Annotated in this window: 12 protein-coding genes and 1 pseudogene; 7 read left to right on the top strand and 6 right to left on the bottom strand. The window is 68.7% G+C overall.

Annotation, left to right across the window (positions count from 1 at the left end; all coding sequences use genetic code 11):
• Nucleotides 1-565: 565 nt before the first annotated feature.
• From ACFW5B_RS28880 to ACFW5B_RS28890, 3 genes and pseudogenes are all read left to right on the top strand, one after another.
• Nucleotides 566-1,821, top strand: a pseudogene (locus tag ACFW5B_RS28880) (DUF3631 domain-containing protein).
• Between the two features lie 323 nt (nt 1,822-2,144).
• On the top strand, nt 2,145-2,750 hold the full coding sequence (locus ACFW5B_RS28885; RefSeq protein ID WP_386445812.1) for a hypothetical protein: 606 nt from the start codon (nt 2,145-2,147) through the stop codon (nt 2,748-2,750).
• A complete protein-coding gene (locus ACFW5B_RS28890; RefSeq protein ID WP_386445737.1) occupies nt 2,740-4,458 on the top strand; it encodes a relaxase/mobilization nuclease domain-containing protein in 1,719 nt (572 codons plus the stop codon). The genes ACFW5B_RS28885 and ACFW5B_RS28890 overlap by 11 nt, the downstream gene beginning before the upstream one ends.
• Before the next feature lie 24 nt (nt 4,459-4,482).
• On the opposite strand, the gene ACFW5B_RS28895 is transcribed toward ACFW5B_RS28890, so the two are convergent.
• Genes ACFW5B_RS28895 through ACFW5B_RS28915 form a run of 5 tightly spaced genes read right to left on the bottom strand, consistent with a single transcriptional unit; the run spans nt 4,483 to nt 9,013 of the window.
• On the bottom strand, nt 4,483-5,013 hold the full coding sequence (locus ACFW5B_RS28895) for an AAA family ATPase (protein ID WP_386445740.1): 531 nt from the start codon (nt 5,011-5,013) through the stop codon (nt 4,483-4,485).
• A gap of 4 nt (nt 5,014-5,017) precedes the next feature.
• Entirely contained in the window at nt 5,018-5,929 is a 912-nt protein-coding gene (locus ACFW5B_RS28900; protein WP_386445743.1) for a glycosyltransferase family 2 protein, read from the bottom strand.
• Nucleotides 5,923-7,158, bottom strand: a complete 1,236-nt coding sequence (locus ACFW5B_RS28905) for a glycosyltransferase (protein ID WP_386445746.1) — start codon at nt 7,156-7,158, stop codon at nt 5,923-5,925. The genes ACFW5B_RS28900 and ACFW5B_RS28905 overlap by 7 nt, the downstream gene beginning before the upstream one ends.
• Nucleotides 7,155-7,859 (bottom strand): hypothetical protein, encoded by a 705-nt coding sequence (locus tag ACFW5B_RS28910; RefSeq protein WP_386445749.1) that lies wholly within the window; start codon nt 7,857-7,859, stop codon nt 7,155-7,157. The genes ACFW5B_RS28905 and ACFW5B_RS28910 overlap by 4 nt, the downstream gene beginning before the upstream one ends.
• Nucleotides 7,856-9,013, bottom strand: coding sequence for a glycosyltransferase (locus ACFW5B_RS28915; RefSeq protein ID WP_386445752.1), 1,158 nt, complete (start codon nt 9,011-9,013; stop codon nt 7,856-7,858). Before ACFW5B_RS28915 ends, ACFW5B_RS28910 begins: the two co-directional genes overlap by 4 nt.
• Before the next feature lie 139 nt (nt 9,014-9,152).
• Between ACFW5B_RS28915 and ACFW5B_RS28920 the strand changes: the two genes are divergently transcribed.
• The 4 genes from ACFW5B_RS28920 (at nt 9,153) to ACFW5B_RS28935 (ending at nt 14,962) form a co-directional block, all read left to right on the top strand.
• On the top strand, nt 9,153-10,127 hold the full coding sequence (locus ACFW5B_RS28920; RefSeq protein ID WP_386445755.1) for a multiprotein-bridging factor 1 family protein: 975 nt from the start codon (nt 9,153-9,155) through the stop codon (nt 10,125-10,127).
• A complete protein-coding gene (locus ACFW5B_RS28925) occupies nt 10,124-10,693 on the top strand; it encodes a peptide deformylase (RefSeq protein ID WP_386445758.1) in 570 nt (189 codons plus the stop codon). The genes ACFW5B_RS28920 and ACFW5B_RS28925 overlap by 4 nt, the downstream gene beginning before the upstream one ends.
• Before the next feature lie 112 nt (nt 10,694-10,805).
• Nucleotides 10,806-11,180, top strand: a complete 375-nt coding sequence (locus ACFW5B_RS28930) for a hypothetical protein (RefSeq protein ID WP_386445761.1) — start codon at nt 10,806-10,808, stop codon at nt 11,178-11,180.
• Between the two features lie 44 nt (nt 11,181-11,224).
• On the top strand, nt 11,225-14,962 hold the full coding sequence (locus ACFW5B_RS28935; protein ID WP_386445763.1) for a tetratricopeptide repeat protein: 3,738 nt from the start codon (nt 11,225-11,227) through the stop codon (nt 14,960-14,962).
• A gap of 383 nt (nt 14,963-15,345) precedes the next feature.
• On the opposite strand, the gene glnA is transcribed toward ACFW5B_RS28935, so the two are convergent.
• Complete coding sequence (gene glnA / locus ACFW5B_RS28940) at nt 15,346-16,755, bottom strand: type I glutamate--ammonia ligase (RefSeq protein WP_386445766.1); 1,410 nt, start codon at nt 16,753-16,755, stop codon at nt 15,346-15,348.
• Nucleotides 16,756-17,054 lie beyond the last annotated feature (299 nt).

Here is a 17,054-nt window from a genome sequence, read left to right on the forward strand (position 1 = left end):
AGGACCCTACGTCCTCACGCGCTTCGAGCGCATCCGCCAAGGCGGAAGCCCGCCCCAAGGTTGTCTGGCCGCCCGTGGCGGTCCCCGGGCAGGGGACGGTCCCGGGCAACGGGGACCGAGCCGAGTCGCGGTCCGCTCGCCAGGGGATCGGCGATGGTCTCCACAGCGGGGGCGGCCCCCTCGGTCCGGATGCCGGGGACCGGTCCCGTCGTGCGGGGACCGGGGACCAGCCGCACCAGCGTGTTGCTCCGCTGCCGCCGAAGGGCGCGCCCTGGCCCCACGACCTAGCACAGACCACAGGGCAGACATTCGCTGACGAGGAAGAGATGAAGGCCAGCGGCGCGCGGACCGGACCACAGGATGTGGACCATTCCGGTCCGATGGACCAGTGCCGTCCCCGAACGCGGACCATGCGCCAGGTCCCGGTCCCCGGGCCCCCAATGTGGGGACCGGTCCCCAGCGCGCGGGGATGAAACCAGGGGACCGTGCGGCAGGGGACCATGGTCCCCAACGAGCTGCGGGGACCGACGGTCCCGTGGGGACCGAGCAGGTACAGAGCGGGACCGTGGTCCCGGATGACGGTTCGGGGACCGGGGACCGTGGGGGCCCCGGCGCCGAGGCGACCGGTGACGGAGCCGTGCTGCTGGACGAGTTGCAGGCGGCGATCGGCCGGTATGTAGTGCTGCCGAGTGAGGAGGCCCTGACGGCGGTCACCTTGTGGGTGGCGGCCTCTCACATCCAGCCCGCCCTTCAGCACGCACCGCGTCTGGCGGTGGTGGGACCGACCAAGGGGTGTGGCAAGTCCCGTGTCCTGGATGTGCTTCACGAGACCGTGTCTCAGCCGATGATGACGGTGAACACCTCACCGGCGGTGGTCTTCCGCGTCATAGGCAAGAACCCGCCGACGCTGCTGGTGGACGAGGCCGACACCATCTTCGGTCCCAAGGCGGGCGAAAGGAGGATCTGCGCGGCCTGCTGAACGCCGGGCATCAGCGCAATCGGCCGGCCTGGCGCATCTCCGGACCGGAGCACAAGCCGACGGCGTTTCCCACCTTCGCCATGGCCGCGCTGGCCGGGATCGGCGACCTGCCCGACACGATCATGGACAGGGCGGTCGTGCTTCGCATGCAGAAGCGCAAACCGGGTGAGCGGATCACCCCGTTCCGCTCGCGGTACTCCCTGCCTGAACTGCACGCGGTGCGTGACCGGCTGGCCGCGTGGCTGACACCGCTGCGTGGCACGGCTGTCGGTCTGGTGCCGAAGATGCCGGTTGAGGACCGGGCTGCGGACACCTGGGAGCCGCTGGTCATCGTCGCCGACCTGGCCGGTGGCCACTGGCCCACCAGCGCCCGCGCCGCCTGCTTGGCGATGACTCGGCACGAGGCCGTCCAGGACGAGCAGACAACCCTGAAGACGCGGCTGCTGCGTGATGTCCGCCGCATCTTCGAACAGGAGGGCAACAAGGAGGCCCTGCGCTCACAGGATCTGCTGGCCGCTCTCCTGGCAGATGCTGAATCTCCATGGCCGGACTACGGCACCAAAGGGCTGACCGCCTTCCACCTGTCGGCACTGCTGCGGGACTTCGGCATCCGCCCGGCGAACTATCGCTTCGAGCAGGGCCGTCAGGCCAAGGCGTACGCCCGCAACCAGTTCCTCGATGCCTGGGCTCGCTATTGCCCCGACCCCGCCCAGCCGGCCCCTGCAGCCGGGCACGAGTCCACGCCCGTACGCCCGGCCCAGGGCAAGCTGCCCGTCCCTCCGACCGGCTCGCTGCCCGTCGGCCCGCCCGGCGGCACTGTAGGCCCCAAGCCCGCCCGCTGATCCACCCAACCCCTGGGTCCGTTTCAGTCCGTCCCGTCCGTCCCCGCGCAGGTCAGCGCGGGGACGGGCTTCCTCGCCGGGACGGAGTTATCCGTACCTGCGGCCGAGTCCGTACCCGTCCTGACCAGCCACGGGACGGATGCGACGGACGTGACGAGGCCCTGCCCCCATGCCATCGGAGCACCACCATGCACGACAACAACACGGACGACGCCCCCTCCCGCCCCCGCAGGGGACTGTTCACGCTGGCCCGCCGAACAGCAGCAAGCTGGAGCGAACGAGCCTCTAACGAGGCTTCGTCCGCGCTTGCCCCCACCCCAGGGGTGGCGGAGGAAGAGGCCGGGCGCCAGCGGGCACCCGAGCCTGAGGAGGGGACCACCGAGCCCAGCACCGCACCCGTCGCCGACTGCGCCGCCCCCTGCCGCGAGCAGTCTGCCGATGCCCGACCACCCGTTGAGCAGCCTGCCGATACGACGCCTTCCGATGAGCAGCCTTCGTGGCGCGAGCCCAGCGCCCCGGTGCTGCCCGCGCTGATGAACCGCAAGCGCACCACCGAAAGGCGCGACCAGGAAAAGACCATCCGCTTCACGCTGACTGCGGCTCGCATCATCGCAAAGGAGGCCGAGCGGCGGGGTCAGAAGTTCGCCGGGTTCGTCGGCGACGCCGCACTCGCTGTCGCCCTTGGCAAGGCGGGCATGGTCGGCAGCCCGGAGGACGATCCCATACGCCCGCTGATCGAGGCCGTCGAGGCTCACACCGTCGCGCTGAACCGCATCGGCAGCAACCTCAACCAGATCACCGGAGCCATCCACCGAGGGACTGTTCCCGAGCACGCCGAGACAGTGCTGGCCCGCGTCGAGCACGCCGTCGAAAACAGCTATGGGCTGATCGACCAGCTCCTGGCGGAGGGGGCCAGCCATGGTGCCTGACGTCTCCACCGGCTCCAGCACCCTCGGCCTGATCAACTACCTCTTCGGCCCTGGGCGGCGGGACGAGCACACCGACCCGCACATCGTCGCCGCATGGGACATGGCCGGCGCCCCTGACCCCGGCCGCGACCATGAGGCCACCTACAGTCAGCTCGCCAGGCGCCTGGACCACCATGTCGACTTGCGCACCCGCGAGCTGGGCGGCCACAAACCACCGCAGCACGTGTGGCACTGCCCGGTACGCACCGCCCCCGGCGACCGCTACCTCACCGACACCGAATGGGCAGAAGTCGCCCGCCGCATAGTGGCGGCCACCGGTATCGCGCCCGAGGGCGACAAGAAGGCGTGCCGGTGGATCGCCGTACGGCATGCGGACGACCACATCCACATCCTCGCCACTACCGTCCGCGCCGACGGCCGACGCCCCCGCACCCACCGCGACGGCCAGCGGGCACAGCAGGAGTGCCGCAAGATCGAGGCCGAGTTCGGCCTGCGCCGCCTGAAGCCCGGGGACCTCACCGCACCTCCCACACCGACCGGCGCCGAACGTGCCAAGGCCAAGCGTCAGAGCCAGGGCGTCACTGCGAGGGAGTGGCTGCGCGAGCAGGCGTACACCGTCGCTGCCGCTGTACGCAGCGTTGACGACTACTTCACCGTTCTCACGTCGCTCGGCATCCAGGTCAAGCAGCGCATCGGCCCGGAGTCCGGAGAGGTGACTGGCTACAGCCTGGCCGCCCCCGGCGACACTGCCCGAGGCGAGCCGGCCTGGTACGGCGGCTCCAAACTCGCCCCCGACCTGTCCCTCAACCGCCTGTGCGAACGCCTCCCCACCCAGGACATAACCCACCGCCCGCAGCACATCGACGACCCCCACATGACATGGCGCGGTGCCGAGTGGGCTGTGCGCACAGCCCACAGCGTCCTCGACTCGGGTAACGACGCCGCAGCCCAGGGCCAACTGGATGCCTTCAGCGACGCCCTGCACAACCTGGCCCGTGCCGTACAGGGCCCGCACCAGGCTGAACTACAGGCAGCAGCAATGGCGTTCAACCGTGCCCGCCGCTCTGCGATCCGAGCCGACCACCAGGCGGCCACCTCCCTGCGGGACGCCACCAGGGAACTCGCCTACGCCAGAGACGAGCCAGGTGGGCTCGCCATTGCCCTCATCTTCGCGGCCTTCCACCTGGCCCGCGCCGCCGCCAATTGGCACGCGCAGCGCGGCCACCAGCAGCAGGCCGCCGCAGCTGAACAGGCACTCCTCCACCTGCGGGCCGGTTACCAGCAGGCCAGCGCGCCAGTCCTGGCAGATCTCTCCCGCCGAGCCCCAGGCCAGCAGACCATCGACCGATTCGAGTCCACCGTGCGCCAGGCAATCCCCGACCACGCCGACCAGATCCTGGCTGATCCTCTCTGGCCCGCCCTCACCACCACGCTCGCCCGCGCCGAGACCTCCGGCCACAATCCCCGTCAACTCCTGAGCGAAGTTGCCGCCGAGCGTGAACTCGCCACCGCGGACTCACCGGCACAGGTCCTGGTGTGGCGGATCACCGCCCAGCCGAACAAGCGCATGCAAGCAGCGCGCAGGCGAAGCACCGTGAGCGCCACGTCCTTCGCCTCCGCACCTCCGCCCGCGCCCACGACAGTGCGCGAGCAGAGCAGCGATCGCAGCCAACGCCAAGCGCGTGGCGGACCACGCCATGGTCGGTGATATCGAGCCGTAAGCGGGCCTGCTTCAGCCCTGCCTGTGCCTGACCGAAGACAGCGCCACCACGAGTGCGTCCAGGTCTCCGGTGTAGACGATGACCTCTTCATCGTCGGCCGGGAGGTCGAATCGGGCGAAGAAGTCGTCAAGGGCTTCGGGGGTGACGGTGAGAGCGTTGGCGTCCTCGCGCTGGTTGCGCTCGGCGAGGCGTGCCAGCAGCTCTTCCCTGCCGGCAGGGAGGTAGACCACGACCGGGTGGCCGCCCGCTTCGCGGGCAGCCTGACGCCAGGCGTCGCGATCTGAGAGCCGCCACAGCCCGTGGTCCAGGATGACGTCGTTCCCGGCCTCCAGTTCCTTGACGAACCGTGCTCGGACCGCCTCGACCACGGGCCGTTCGCGCTCGAAGTAGGTGTGCTCGGGATAGTCCACGCCGTATCGGCCGTGGAGGCGGTGCACCTCCTCGTCCACGGACAGTCGCGTGTAGCCGTGGTCGGCCAGGGCTTGGGCGACGGTGGTCTTCCCGGAGCCGGTAATGCCGGCCAGGAGAACGGCGAGGGGCACGCGGTCATCCCTTCCACGAGGAGCTGTGCGTGGGCGCCTTCATTGTCTCCAATTCTGGCTGGTGCGCGACGTGCGGTCGCCAGGCCGTGACGATGCTGCGGGCCTCGCTGGGCCAGTTGAACGGCATGCGGTCCAGGCTCACCCGGCGGAAGGCGAACCGCGGATCGCTAGTGTTGATCACGCCGCTGTGTCGGCCGACGTGCGACAGGAGGCGGTCGGCCTCGTCGCGCACGGCCGGGGTCTCTTCCTGCCATGTGCCGGTCGAGAAGTGCTTGACCCGGCGGCGGAGGTCGTCCAGGACGCCCGAGCGCCACTTGAAGTGGTGAACCGCGCAGATGCGGTCGGCATCCGGACGCTGCCCGGGGGCCCTGTGGTTGCCGCCCGCCACGGTGACATCGTGGCGGGCGAGCACGATCTTGCGCGGATCTCCGTGCAGGAGTCGATGGGTGAGGTGCCCGCCGAGGGGATAGGCGAGGTCCAGTCCGCCTTCGGGCCGCCAGCCGGTCAGGCGCCCGCTCGCGGAGATCCGGTCGAGCATCAGGCCGCCCACCACGCGGTGCCCGGACTTCTCGGCCTGGGCGATCACCTCACTCAGTGGGGCGGGGTACTGCTGGAACTCGTCAGCGTCGGCGAGCAGGTGCCAGCCCGGGCCGGCCCGGTGCCGCAGGGCGTCTCTGAGCCGGGTGTTGGTGCGCTCGTGCCACGGGCCGGTGCTGGTGCCGGTGGGGATGATGCCCAGTTCGCGGCTGGCGGCCTGGAGTTCGTGCCGCTGCTGGTCGGGCACATGCTCGGGGAAGTGGAAGGCGATCAGGAATCGCTCGACACCCAGCCACCGGTAGTGGCGGACCCAGGCGGCCAGCAGCGCGGGTTCTACGGGGCCGACGACGGCGATCAGCGCGGGAGGGGTGCTCAGCATCGGGACTCCTTCGTACGCAGTGAGGCGAAGGTTCGGGTGAGGAAGCCGACCTGCTCGGCGGCCGACCGCATCCCCAGCAGGCCGGGAGCTTCGGGGCCGGGCAGCGGAGGTGGCTGGCGGATGACGGTATGCAGGGCTTCGGCGAGGGCGGCCGGGTCGCCGGCGGGGAACGTCAGGGCCCAGGGCCGGCTGCGAAGACGCGCGGTGAGGGCGGGGTCGTGGTCGGAGACGATGAGGGGAACCCCGAGGCGGGCGGCATCCATGACGAGCCCCGACTCCTTGCCGGTCCCGCGGTGGCGGGTGACGAGGGCGGCGTCGGCAGCCGCGTACACGAGCCGCAGTACGGCTTCGCTGACCGGGCCGGGCAGGGTGTGCACCCGCAGGCCGGGTTGGGCCCGCCACCGCTGGAGGAGTGCTTCGTCGAGGGGGAAACCGGTGACCACAAGGTGCAGGGGCTCCTTGAGCCGGGACAGGGCGGCGTCGATGACGGCGATGTCCTTGTAGGGCCACCACCCGCCCACCAGGCACACCACGGCCTCGGAGGAGGGGACGTTGAACGCGGCACGGCCGCCCTCGCGTTCGCCTGCGGTCAGACGGTGGCCGTCGTCGACCGCGAAAGCGCCGACCACGGCGGGCAGGCGGGGGAAGGCCGCGGCGAACTGGTCAGCCACGGCCTGTGTCGGATACACCGCGATCACTCGCCCTTCGCCCCGGCGGGCGAGCCGGCCGAGCAGCCGCACGACGGTGTCCTCGTCGGTGACCGCCTCGTGGACGAACCGCAGGTGCGGCTGGTCGCTCAGGAGGGCGGCAGCTCCGTGCAGAGCCTCGCTGGCGGTCAGGATCACCACCGCGTCGGCCCGGGACTCCAGCCGACGCGCGGTCCGCAACGCTGCCCCTTCGGTGAGGCAACGGGCGATAAGGGTGACCTGGTGCGGCAACCGCCGCATCCGGCGGGGCCAGCGGCGCGACCGGAGCAATCGCTGTCCGGCCGCGGAGATGCTGGCTGCCAGCCGGGAGGCGGCCAGCAGCACGCGCGCCTGATGCCCGGACGGTCCGGTGACCAACCGGGCCCCCGCCTCACGCAGGGCGCCGACCGTCTCGGTGGCAATCCCGTGCGGGGCGATGACCAGGCTGCCGGATCGGACCGTGGCGAGGGCCACCAGCGTGCGCTGGTGATGCCCGCCCAGGCGGTTCGCGTACGGCTCGATGAGCACGAGCGGGCCGGTCATCCGGCCACCGCCTGGTCTCCGTGGGCGGTGGTGAACCTTGCCCGCAGCCAGGCAGGGTCGTTGAGATGGCCGAACCGCTGCGGGGCGCAGGCGGCTTCGCGGGCGAAAGCGACGCCATCCCGGGCTCCGGTGGCCGCGTAGGCGGCGAACTCGCCACTGTGACTGGTCGTCCACGCCTCCACCCGCCGGCGGGCGTCGTCGTCGGCCATCCCGTACTCGCTGCTGCGGGCGAGCATCGCGCACTCGCGGAAACCGGCCTTCCACGCGTGGAAGGGGCTCTGGTTGAACCTTGTGATCCCCGCGGTCTGCTGGGCGAACTCGATCCGTCCGGGCAGGGCGGCGAGCACATCCACGGCCTCGCCCATCTCGCGCAGGGCACTGCGGCGGATGAGCTTGAGCCCGCCGTAGCCGTAGGTCAAACCGTTCACCGGGTTGACCGCCCGCCACACCCGCATCGACGCGCCCTCGTCCAGCGGCTCCACCGAGGCGGGGTCGAAGCCGGTGTCGATGGCGAAGTCCCCGTCGGCTAGGAAGAACTGCTCGTGGTCGACTACCTCGGCACACAGACGGTAGGCCCGGCGCATCCCGTGTACGCCATGCAGGCGCTTGACCGCCCCGCCGAGTGTGCGCTGGAGCCGGGAGTGCAGCGAGGTGGCCATCGGCTCGTCGTACGAGAGGAGAACCGCGTCGTAGCTGTTCACGAGACGGCCTCTAGGTAGCGGGCCGCGATCAGGGCGGGGGTGAAGTCGGCGGTGGAGGCGTGGGCCCGCTTGGCGTGCAGGGAATGGAATTCGGGGTCCGTGGCGAGCCGTTCGGCCAAGGCGACGGCCTCGGCCGTGGTGGTGAAGCACAGCTCGGGGTCGATGTGCTCGGCGAGCCAGCCAAGGCGGGGCGAGATGACCGGAAGGCCCATGCCCTGGCAATCGATCACGCTCATCGACCAGGGGCAGCCCGGACGGAACGGGGCGATGCCGAAGTGCGCGTCGGCCAGCAGGTCCTTGTATCGGACGCGGTCGCCCCGGTCGGAGACGACCTGCACGTGCGGTAGGGCGGCGAGTTGGTCACGCATCTTCTCGGGGCTGTCGTCCAGGCCCTTGCGCTCCGCCCGGCGCTGGCCGAACAGGTCCATGACCCGCAGCCTGACCGTGCCGAACGCGGCCAGGTCGCGGGCCAGGTCCACGAACTGTCCGGTGCCGTAGTGCGCGTACAGCCGGTGGTTGTAGACACCGATCGCCGCGGTGCCGGAGGCGGACCGCGTGGTGGCGGGGTCGCGTACCAGACGCTCGTCACGCGGGGCGGGCACCACTCGCAGCTTCCCGCCGAGGTCCAGCGTGGTCCGGGCAGCTGCCGCCGACACCCAGGACGCCGCCGTGGGGGAGTGGACCAGCACCCTGTCACAGGCGGCCAGTCCGGCGGCGAATGCCAGCAGCACCGATCGCCCAAGCGCCGCGTCGTTCAGGGACGGATCGAGCTGGAGCTGGCCGCCGCCCGTGAAGGAGAACGGCAGGTAGTGGCAGTAGCCGGCCAGCAGGGCGTTGGATCCAGCCTCCAGTAAGGCGGTGCGGATCGCAGGGGCCTCCTCGATCTGATTGGCCACGACCACGTCGGGCTTCTCCGCCCGGATCAGCGCCACCAGCTCGTCGATGTCCGCGGAGAAGCGGGCCCGGTACTTCGTCCCCGGCACCTTCGTCTGATGGAATCCGCAGCGTGCATCCCCGGCCGGAGCCGGGGCCGCGACCGTCACCTCCGCTCCGGCATCCGCCAGCGCTGGGGCGAGCAGGTCCGCGAAGATCCACCCTGAGTCGGCCGAAAGCCGGTCGGGGTTGGAGATGTTGAGCAAGTACAGCACGCGCATGGTGCGTCGCCTCCTTCATCCGCCCGGGGTCGATCCGGGCCAGTAAGGGAAGGAAAGCGGCGACGCAGACCGTGACGGGATGGTGAACTGGGATCACTCACGGTTCATTCATGCTCACCAACGATGACGCGGGGCTTCGATGGAAGCGCAGGGCGAGGAGATCACCGCCGAGCAGGCGGCCGAGGACTACGCGGCCGAGGTGGCGCGCTGGCGGGAAGTACGCGGCATGTCCAAGAGGGCGTTGGCGCTGGCCATGGGCTTCGACCCGTCCTACGTCAGCCACGTGGAGTCGGGCCGCCACAAGCCCAGCGAGGAGTACTCACGTCTCGCCGACGAGGCCCTGAACGCCGGGAAGGCGATCTGGAGACGCTGGTGCGACTACGAGCAGGCAAAGGCCCGTTCGCGTCGGCCGGCGGCGGCTCCGCCCGCCCAGCGAGGGCCCGACCAGCCGTATGCGACCGGATCGGCCCTCGTCGTCGAACACGACGCGGCACGGCTGCAGTACGACGGCACCTCGTACCGGCTGACCATGCGCCGGCGGCTGCGTAACACAGGCGAGGAGCCGGTGACCCGCTACCTGATCCGTATCTCCGTGGACCGCTACCCCGGCGACCCCGAGCAGTCGAACGCGCACTATCGAGCCCATCCGCTGACCTGGGACGAACTCGACCTCACCGCCACCTGCCGCGGCGAGGCGATGCGGTGGCAGGCCAAACACGACCGTGACGCCTTCAAGGAGGTGTGGCTGTTGTTCGACAACGAACACGGTCGCTTCCCCCTCTACCCCGGCGAGTCCGTGTGGATCGAGTACGCCTACACCGTCGGCGACGACAAATGGGGCAACTGGTTCCAGCGAGCCGTCCGCCTGCCCACCGAACAACTCGAAGTCCAGCTCGCCTTCCCCGCCGTCCTTGACCCCGTCGTGTGGGGCACCGAGACCTCCATGACCGCCGAAGCCTCCCCGCTGCGAACCCCTCCCGTCCGCAGCGACGACGGTGAACTACGGCAATTCACGTGGATCACGACCACACCCGCCCTGCACGCTCGGTACCGTCTGGAGTGGCGGTTTCGGGCACGGACCGAACGCGACTCAGATCAAGGGGAGTTCAGGTGATTGACGTGCGGCCCAGCCAACAGATGCGAGACCTCGGCGTCGTCCAACACGGTGCCGGCATCCTCACCGAACCGGCCCGCGCTTTCGACCTGCCCGCCGAACGCGACGAGGCAGAACGCATCACGGACGAGCTCTTCGCCGCCATGGAACGGGTCGGTCAGGTCCATCCCTTCGCCAAGGGCATGGGCATCGCGGCGCCGCAGATCGGTATCGGACGCGCTGCTGCGGTCGTCCAACCGCCCGGCGACGGTCCCGCCATCACCCTGCTCAACCCGCGGATCACCACCTGCTCTGGTCAGATGGATGAGCAGTACGAGGGTTGCCTGAGCTTCTTCGACGTCCGCGGCCTCGTCCCCCGCCCACTGGAGATCACGGTGGAGGCCACCACCCTGACCGGCGAGACCACGACCACCGTCTACGAACGCGGCCTCGCCCGCCTCATCCATCACGAGATCGACCACCTCGACGGGCTGCTGTACGCCACCCGCATGCGAACTGGCGTCGAACCGATCCCCGTGGAGGAGTACCGACAGACCGGCCGAACCTGGGTCTACGACGGCACCTGATCCTGTCCCCTGTACCCACGCGGACACTTCCAGGGCGCAACATGCCGGGCCAGCTTCACGCCACTAGAGTGACCGCCAGGCACGCCGATGTGAGTAACTCCTGGGGGTACAGATGGACTTAGCGTTCTCCGAGCTGGCGCTGGCCGCACTGGGCGGTGTCAGTGGAAGCCTGAGTGAGGCTGTCGTGTCGGATCTCTGGCGGCGCCTACGGGACCGCTTTTCCAGCGACGACCGGATCGTTGCCGTACTGGAGGGGCAAGACGCAGACGATCCGGATGCTGTCGCCGTCGTCAGCGAGGCGCTGCGTCGCGAGGCCGCAGCCTACCCGGAATTCCGGCGCGAGCTGGAAGACTTGCAGTCCCTCCTGGCCCGGCCGGCAGGCAGCACCATCAACACCGTGCGCGACTCCCATGGCCTGAACGCACCTGGAGCGACGTTCAACGGCGCGATCGACATGTCCTTTGGCCGGTCCGAGCAGGGGCAGTGACTGCAAACCCGCCCGACCCTGCTCGGGACACAACGGCTAACAGCGTGATCGGCTCGACGGGCTTGAATGCCCCGGGGGCGGACCTTCGCGGCGCCATCATCAACATGGGGATGAGCCTCACTACCCCCACCCCCACCCCCCAGGAACTGCTCGCACTGGGGTCGGTGGAGGCTCCCTACGGCAGGCTCCCGGAGGCCGTGCTGGGCCGGGACCAAACCCTCTCAGCCCTCGCGCAGGCCAAGCGGGCGGAGCACCCGCGTATCCAAGTCCTGTCCGGAATGGGCGGGGTGGGGAAGACGACGGTTGCCCTGAGCGCAGCTCAGCGGGCCAAGGAGGCCGGCGTCGAGGTCTTCTGGATCCAGGCCGGATCCGCAGCGGCTGTGGCTGACGGGATGCGCCACGCGGCCCTCCTCGCCGGGGCTCCGGCCGAGCACGTCGCCCATGCGTGGGAGAAGGGCGGACGGCCCGCGGCCGACCTGGTGTGGCGCCATCTGGTGACCCTGGACCGCCCATGGCTGCTCGTCTTCGACGATGCCGATGATCTCGACGTATTGTCCTGCCCGGGTGCTGCACTGGCCGACGCCACGGGCTGGGCCAGGCCCCCGGTCGGCTGCTCACAGGGCGTCCTAGTCACCACGCGCGACGGCAACGACCGATCCTGGGGCAGCCGGATTGCGCACTTCCACCGACTTGAGGTTCTGGAACTCGAATTCGCGGGCCGAGTCCTCGGGGAACTGGCTCCCGAGGCGGGTGACACGGACTCCGCCGCGGACCTGGCCGAGCGGCTGGGGTCCTTGCCGCTCGCGTTGCACTTGGCGGGCACGTACCTGGGCATGGCGCACGGCGATCCACTGGCCGAAGCAGAGACTTTCACCGAGTACATCGACGCGCTCGGGGATTCTCCCTTGCTTTTGGACGACGCCACGGAGGGTGTGCAAGGGGATCTACGTAGTGAGGAGGAGCGGACCCGCCGGACCATTGCGGGTACGTGGGAGCTGTCCCTCTCCCTCCTCGAACGACAGGGCACGGCTCACGCCCGTGGCTTACTGCAGCTGCTGTCCTGCTTTGCTCCGACCGCATCCCTGCCGAACGCCTTGCTCGATCCGTCCACGGTCGCGGCTCTGGAGATGTGGCCCGCGAACGTTCAGCCTCGGGCAATCAGAACGGCCCTGGGTGGCCTCCGCAGGTTCGGCCTCATTGGGGTCGACACGCATTCGACGGAACCCGCGTACCAGATCCACCGACTCGTGGCCGAGGTGTCGGTCGCTCCGCTCCTCGCGGAGCCCGGGGACTACCGAGAGGTGTGGGACTCGGCCGCGGATCTGCTTGTGGCAGCCACCCCGTACCTCGAAAATCCGCGGGATCCGAGTTCCTGGCCGGCGTGGCAGGGACTCATCCCGCACTGGCTGGTCATGATGTGCCGGTTGCCGCGATGGGGTACCGCTGCTGACGACCGTCTCAACGGCGTGTTGATCGGTGCTGGGGTCGCCGTTTCCCATCTGCACTTCCGGGGCGACTACGTAGGGGCCTGCGAACTGGCGGACGAAGCGCTGAAGCGTGCCGATTCCGCGGAAGCTGCCCCCTGGATCGGGGTGAACATTCGCAGGCACCGAGCGATCGCGGTCAAGGAGATGGGCGATCTGAAGGCGGCTGAGTCCGAACTCGACCGCATTGTGGAGGAGTGCGTCAGGAAGTTCGGGGCGGCCGATCCCACCACCCTGTCCGTGCGCTACCAACGAGCGAGGGCGGTATGTCAGCGAGGAAAGCTCAAGGAGGCGGAACACGAGTACGACGAGGTGATCCGCCATGAGACCCGGCTGTTCGGCGCGGAGGCAGCCACTACTCTGCGCTCACGGCACGCTCGTGCGATCTGCATCAGGAGCATGGGGCGCCTTGACGAAGCGGCGGACGAGGGTAGACAGGTACTGGAAGGGCTGCGGGCCGAGCTAGGCGAGAAGCACCCCGATGTCCTCGAAGCCCAGCACGAATTCGCGATTTCGCTGCGCGACCAAGGCGAGAACGCGCACGCCGAGGAGGTCTTCCAACAGGTTCTCGAACTTGAAGCAGAGGTCCTCGGAGTCGAGCACCCCTCCACGCTGACCACTCGTGCGAACCTGGCCACCACGCTCATCCTGCGTCAGCAGTTCACTGCGGCGGAAGCTGAGATCCGGGCGGTGCTTGACGCGCGGACACGCATCCTGGGGTCCGATCATCCCGAGACGCTCGATGCACGCCACAACCTAGCCGTACTGCTTACGCGGCAAGGGGAACTCGATGCGAAGAGCGCCGCGGCGCTCTTCGCCGAACTCACCGACGCGCAGAAGAAGCAACTCATCGACGATCACCCCAACGTGCTAGCAGGTCGCGAGAGTCATGCTGCGGCACTGCGTTCCCTGGGTGAACTGACTGAGTCGGAATCGGAGTACAGGTCGATCCTGGACGCAGCGACCGCGCGCCACGGGGAGCAACACACGATCACGCTCAATGCCCGCTTCGAGTGGGCGATGGCCTTGGCACGAGTCGGGCGAACGGACGACGCGGTGTCCGAGATGCGCACGGTCCTCGCTCTTCAGGAGCGTGTGTTCGGCAGCTCGCACCGTAACGTTGCCAGTGTTCGGGCGTCGCTGGGCGCGCTCCTGCTGCAACAGGGAAGCCTCGCCGAGGCAGAGGAGCAGTTGTGGCAGGCGCTAACCGCCCTACCGGGAGACGAAGGTGCGCGCCTGGACGTCCAGCACGATCTGGCAGCAGTACTGCTCGCACGCGGAAGGCTGCAGGAGGCGATCCATCAGCTGCGGGAGGTCGTCGATGAGGAACGGCGGAGGTTGGGGCCCGCACATCCCGACACGATCACCGCCCGCAATACTCTCGGCGCAGCACTGAAGGACTTCGGAAGCCTCGACGAGGCAGCGGGCGTCTACCGCGAAGCACTTAGGGACGCGGACGGCAAGCACTCCGACGATCAGCCCCTGGTACTGGTGCTACGCCACAACCTAGCTGTCGCCATGCGCATGCAAGGAGAGCTCGACGCAGCGGAGAAGGAGCACTCAGCGATCCTGGAGATCCAGGAACGCAGGCACGGGACTGAGCATCCCGAGACGCTCGCCACGCGGCTGTCCCTCGCCCGCATTCTGGATGACAGGGGAGCCGCCGGTGAAGCCGAGGAGGCATACAGGGAAATCCTGTCGGCATGTACCCGTGTCATGGGCCCCGATCATCCACAGACCTTGTCCGTCCAGGGGAACTTAGCTTTCCTGCTGTCCGCTCAACGGCGCTGCCCCGAAGCGGAAGTGGAATACCGTGACGCGCTGGACAAATGCCTGAACATCCTCGGAGAGGATCATCCCGATACGCTGACGATGAACCATAATCTGGCCAAGGTGCTGGGGCGCCAAGGAAATCTCGCGGAGGCCATTGCTCGCTTCCGTGACGTCATGGAGCGTCGGGTACGCACGCTGGGGCTGGACCATCGCGACACGCTGACAGCGCGCAGGGGCCTCTGCGAGGGCCTGAGCATGGCGGGGCGACCGGCAGAAAGCGCAGAACAGCTCAAGGAAATCGTGGAAGGCTGGTCACGTACGCGCGGCGCGGACCACGACTCGGTCTGGGACTTGCGCTACCGACGAGCCCAGCTGTTGTGGGAGGCCGGACAGCCGCGTACAGCGCAGGCCGAGCTCGAAGCGCTACTGGACGGCGCTCTGGAAGCCCGACCAGATGGAGATCCGCGCATCATCGCGCTGCAACGGGTACTGATGGCCGTACGTGCCGACGATGGCACGTCTTAGCGCCAGCCAGCCGCTATGCACTCCACTTGGATCACTGAATCATAGGGCGGGACAGTGAGCTGCAGCGGAGATCTCCGCAGATCACTGACCGCCCCATTACTAGTGGGCCAAGAAGGCAACGATTCGCGAGGGTGTCCGTCGGCTTGACCAGCTGATATGCAACGGCCTCGAAGCATTGCCAAACCAGTGAGGGTAGTTACCCGGATCCGGGTAACTACCCTCACTGGTCAACCTGACATCACGTCAGAGAACTGGCCGGGCGGTGCACACGCGGTGCACAAGGCGGTGGAAAACAGCTGGGAACCACGAGAACTCACGAGAAGAGTTTCCGCAGGTCACAGCCTGTTTCCAGGGCTTCCGCCCAGGTCGGCCGATCATGCTCTTTAGATGTCGTAGTAAAGCTCGAACTCATGCGGGTGCGGACGCAGCTGGATCGGCGCGATTTCGTTGGTGCGCTTGTAGTCGATCCAGGTTTCGATCAGGTCGGAGGTGAAGACGCCGCCCTGCTGGAGGTACTCGTTGTCGGCCTCGAGGGCGTCGAGGACGGCCGGGAGGGAGGTCGGGACCTGGGGGACGCCCGCGTGCTCCTCGGGGGCGAGCTCGTAGAGGTCCTTGTCGATCGGCTCGGCCGGCTCGATCTTGTTCTTGACGCCGTCCAGGCCCGCGAGGAGGAGGGCCGAGAAGGCGAGGTACGGGTTCGAGGACGGGTCCGGGGCGCGGAACTCGACGCGCTTGGCCTTCGGGTTCGAGCCCGTGATCGGGATACGCATGGCCGCGGAGCGGTTGCGCTGCGAGTAGACCAGGTTGACCGGGGCCTCGAAGCCGGGGACCAGGCGGTGGTAGGAGTTCACCGTCGGGTTGGTGAAGGCCAGCAGCGACGGGGCGTGCTTGAGGATGCCGCCGATGTAGTAGCGGGCGGTGTCCGAGAGGCCCGCGTAGCCCTGCTCGTCGTAGAAGAGGGGGCTGCCGCCCTGCCACAGGGACTGGTGGACGTGCATGCCGGAGCCGTTGTCACCGAAGATCGGCTTGGGCATGAAGGTCGCGGTCTTGCCGTTGCGCCAGGCGACGTTCTTCACGATGTACTTGAAGAGCATCAGGTCGTCGGCGGCGGCGAGCAGCGTGTTGAACTTGTAGTTGATCTCCGCCTGGCCGGCCGTGCCGACCTCGTGGTGCTGGCGCTCGACCTCCAGGCCGGCCTTCTCCAGCTCCAGGGAGATCTCGGCGCGCAGGTCGGCGAAGTGGTCGACCGGCGGGGCCGGGAAGTAGCCGCCCTTGTAGCGGACCTTGTAACCGCGGTTGTTCTCCTCCGAGCCGGTGTTCCAGGCGCCGGCCTCGGAGTCGATGTGGTAGAAGGACTCGTTCGACTTCGTCTCGAACCGGACGTTGTCGAAGACGTAGAACTCGGCCTCGGGACCGAAGAACGCGGTGTCCGCGATGCCGGTGGAGGCGAGGTAGGCCTCGGCCTTCTTGGCGATGTTGCGCGGGTCACGGCTGTACTGCTCGCCCGTGATCGGGTCGTGGATGAAGAAGTTGACGTTGACGGTCTTGTCGCGGCGGAACGGGTCCACGCGAGCCGTCGACAGGTCGGCACGCAGCGCCATGTCGGACTCGTGGATGGCCTGGAAGCCGCGGATCGAGGAGCCGTCGAACGCGAGTTCCTCGGCCGGGTCGAACGCCTTTGCCGGGATGGTGAAGTGCTGCATCACACCGGGCAGGTCGCAGAACCTGACATCGATGAACTTCACGTCCTCGTCAGCGATGAACTTCTTGGCCTCGTCGGCGTTCTGGAACATCCAACTCCTCCTAGCCCGGTCACCGGTCGGCGGACGCGGGATTGCTACTCGGAACGCGACCCTGTTGCGGTGGCGCGATGCCCGACCATAGGCAGGCGGGATTTCCCAAGCATGACCCATTTGTTTCGCCGAGGTTAACCGGCAGCGGCCGCACTTACCTCCCAGTGTGCGCCAAAGAGGGGCGTTCCGGGCATCCGCTGCCGCCGTCCCGCCCGACGGCCCGCCGGGGCGTCCGGCGCCCGGCCGGAGCGCCTCCCGCGGCCGGTGCGCCCACCCTCCGTCCGCCCCGGCGGCCCGCC

Origin of the sequence: Streptomyces sp. NPDC058773, from assembly GCF_042746015.1 — a bacterium.
GTDB lineage: Bacteria > Actinomycetota > Actinomycetes > Streptomycetales > Streptomycetaceae > Streptomyces.

What these genes read in the sequence shown, in the direction of transcription:
- ACFW5B_RS28890 (WP_386445737.1), top strand. Translation starts at nt 2,740, where the DNA reads ATGGTGCCTGACGTCTCCACCGGCTCCAGCACCCTCGGCCTGATCAAC.
- ACFW5B_RS28900 (WP_386445743.1), bottom strand. Translation starts at nt 5,929, where the DNA reads ATGCTGAGCACCCCTCCCGCGCTGATCGCCGTCGTCGGCCCCGTAGAA.
- ACFW5B_RS28905 (WP_386445746.1), bottom strand. Translation starts at nt 7,158, where the DNA reads ATGACCGGCCCGCTCGTGCTCATCGAGCCGTACGCGAACCGCCTGGGC.
- ACFW5B_RS28915 (WP_386445752.1), bottom strand. Translation starts at nt 9,013, where the DNA reads ATGCGCGTGCTGTACTTGCTCAACATCTCCAACCCCGACCGGCTTTCG.
- ACFW5B_RS28920 (WP_386445755.1), top strand. Translation starts at nt 9,153, where the DNA reads ATGGAAGCGCAGGGCGAGGAGATCACCGCCGAGCAGGCGGCCGAGGAC.
- ACFW5B_RS28930 (WP_386445761.1), top strand. Translation starts at nt 10,806, where the DNA reads ATGGACTTAGCGTTCTCCGAGCTGGCGCTGGCCGCACTGGGCGGTGTC.
- glnA (WP_386445766.1), bottom strand. Translation starts at nt 16,755, where the DNA reads ATGTTCCAGAACGCCGACGAGGCCAAGAAGTTCATCGCTGACGAGGAC.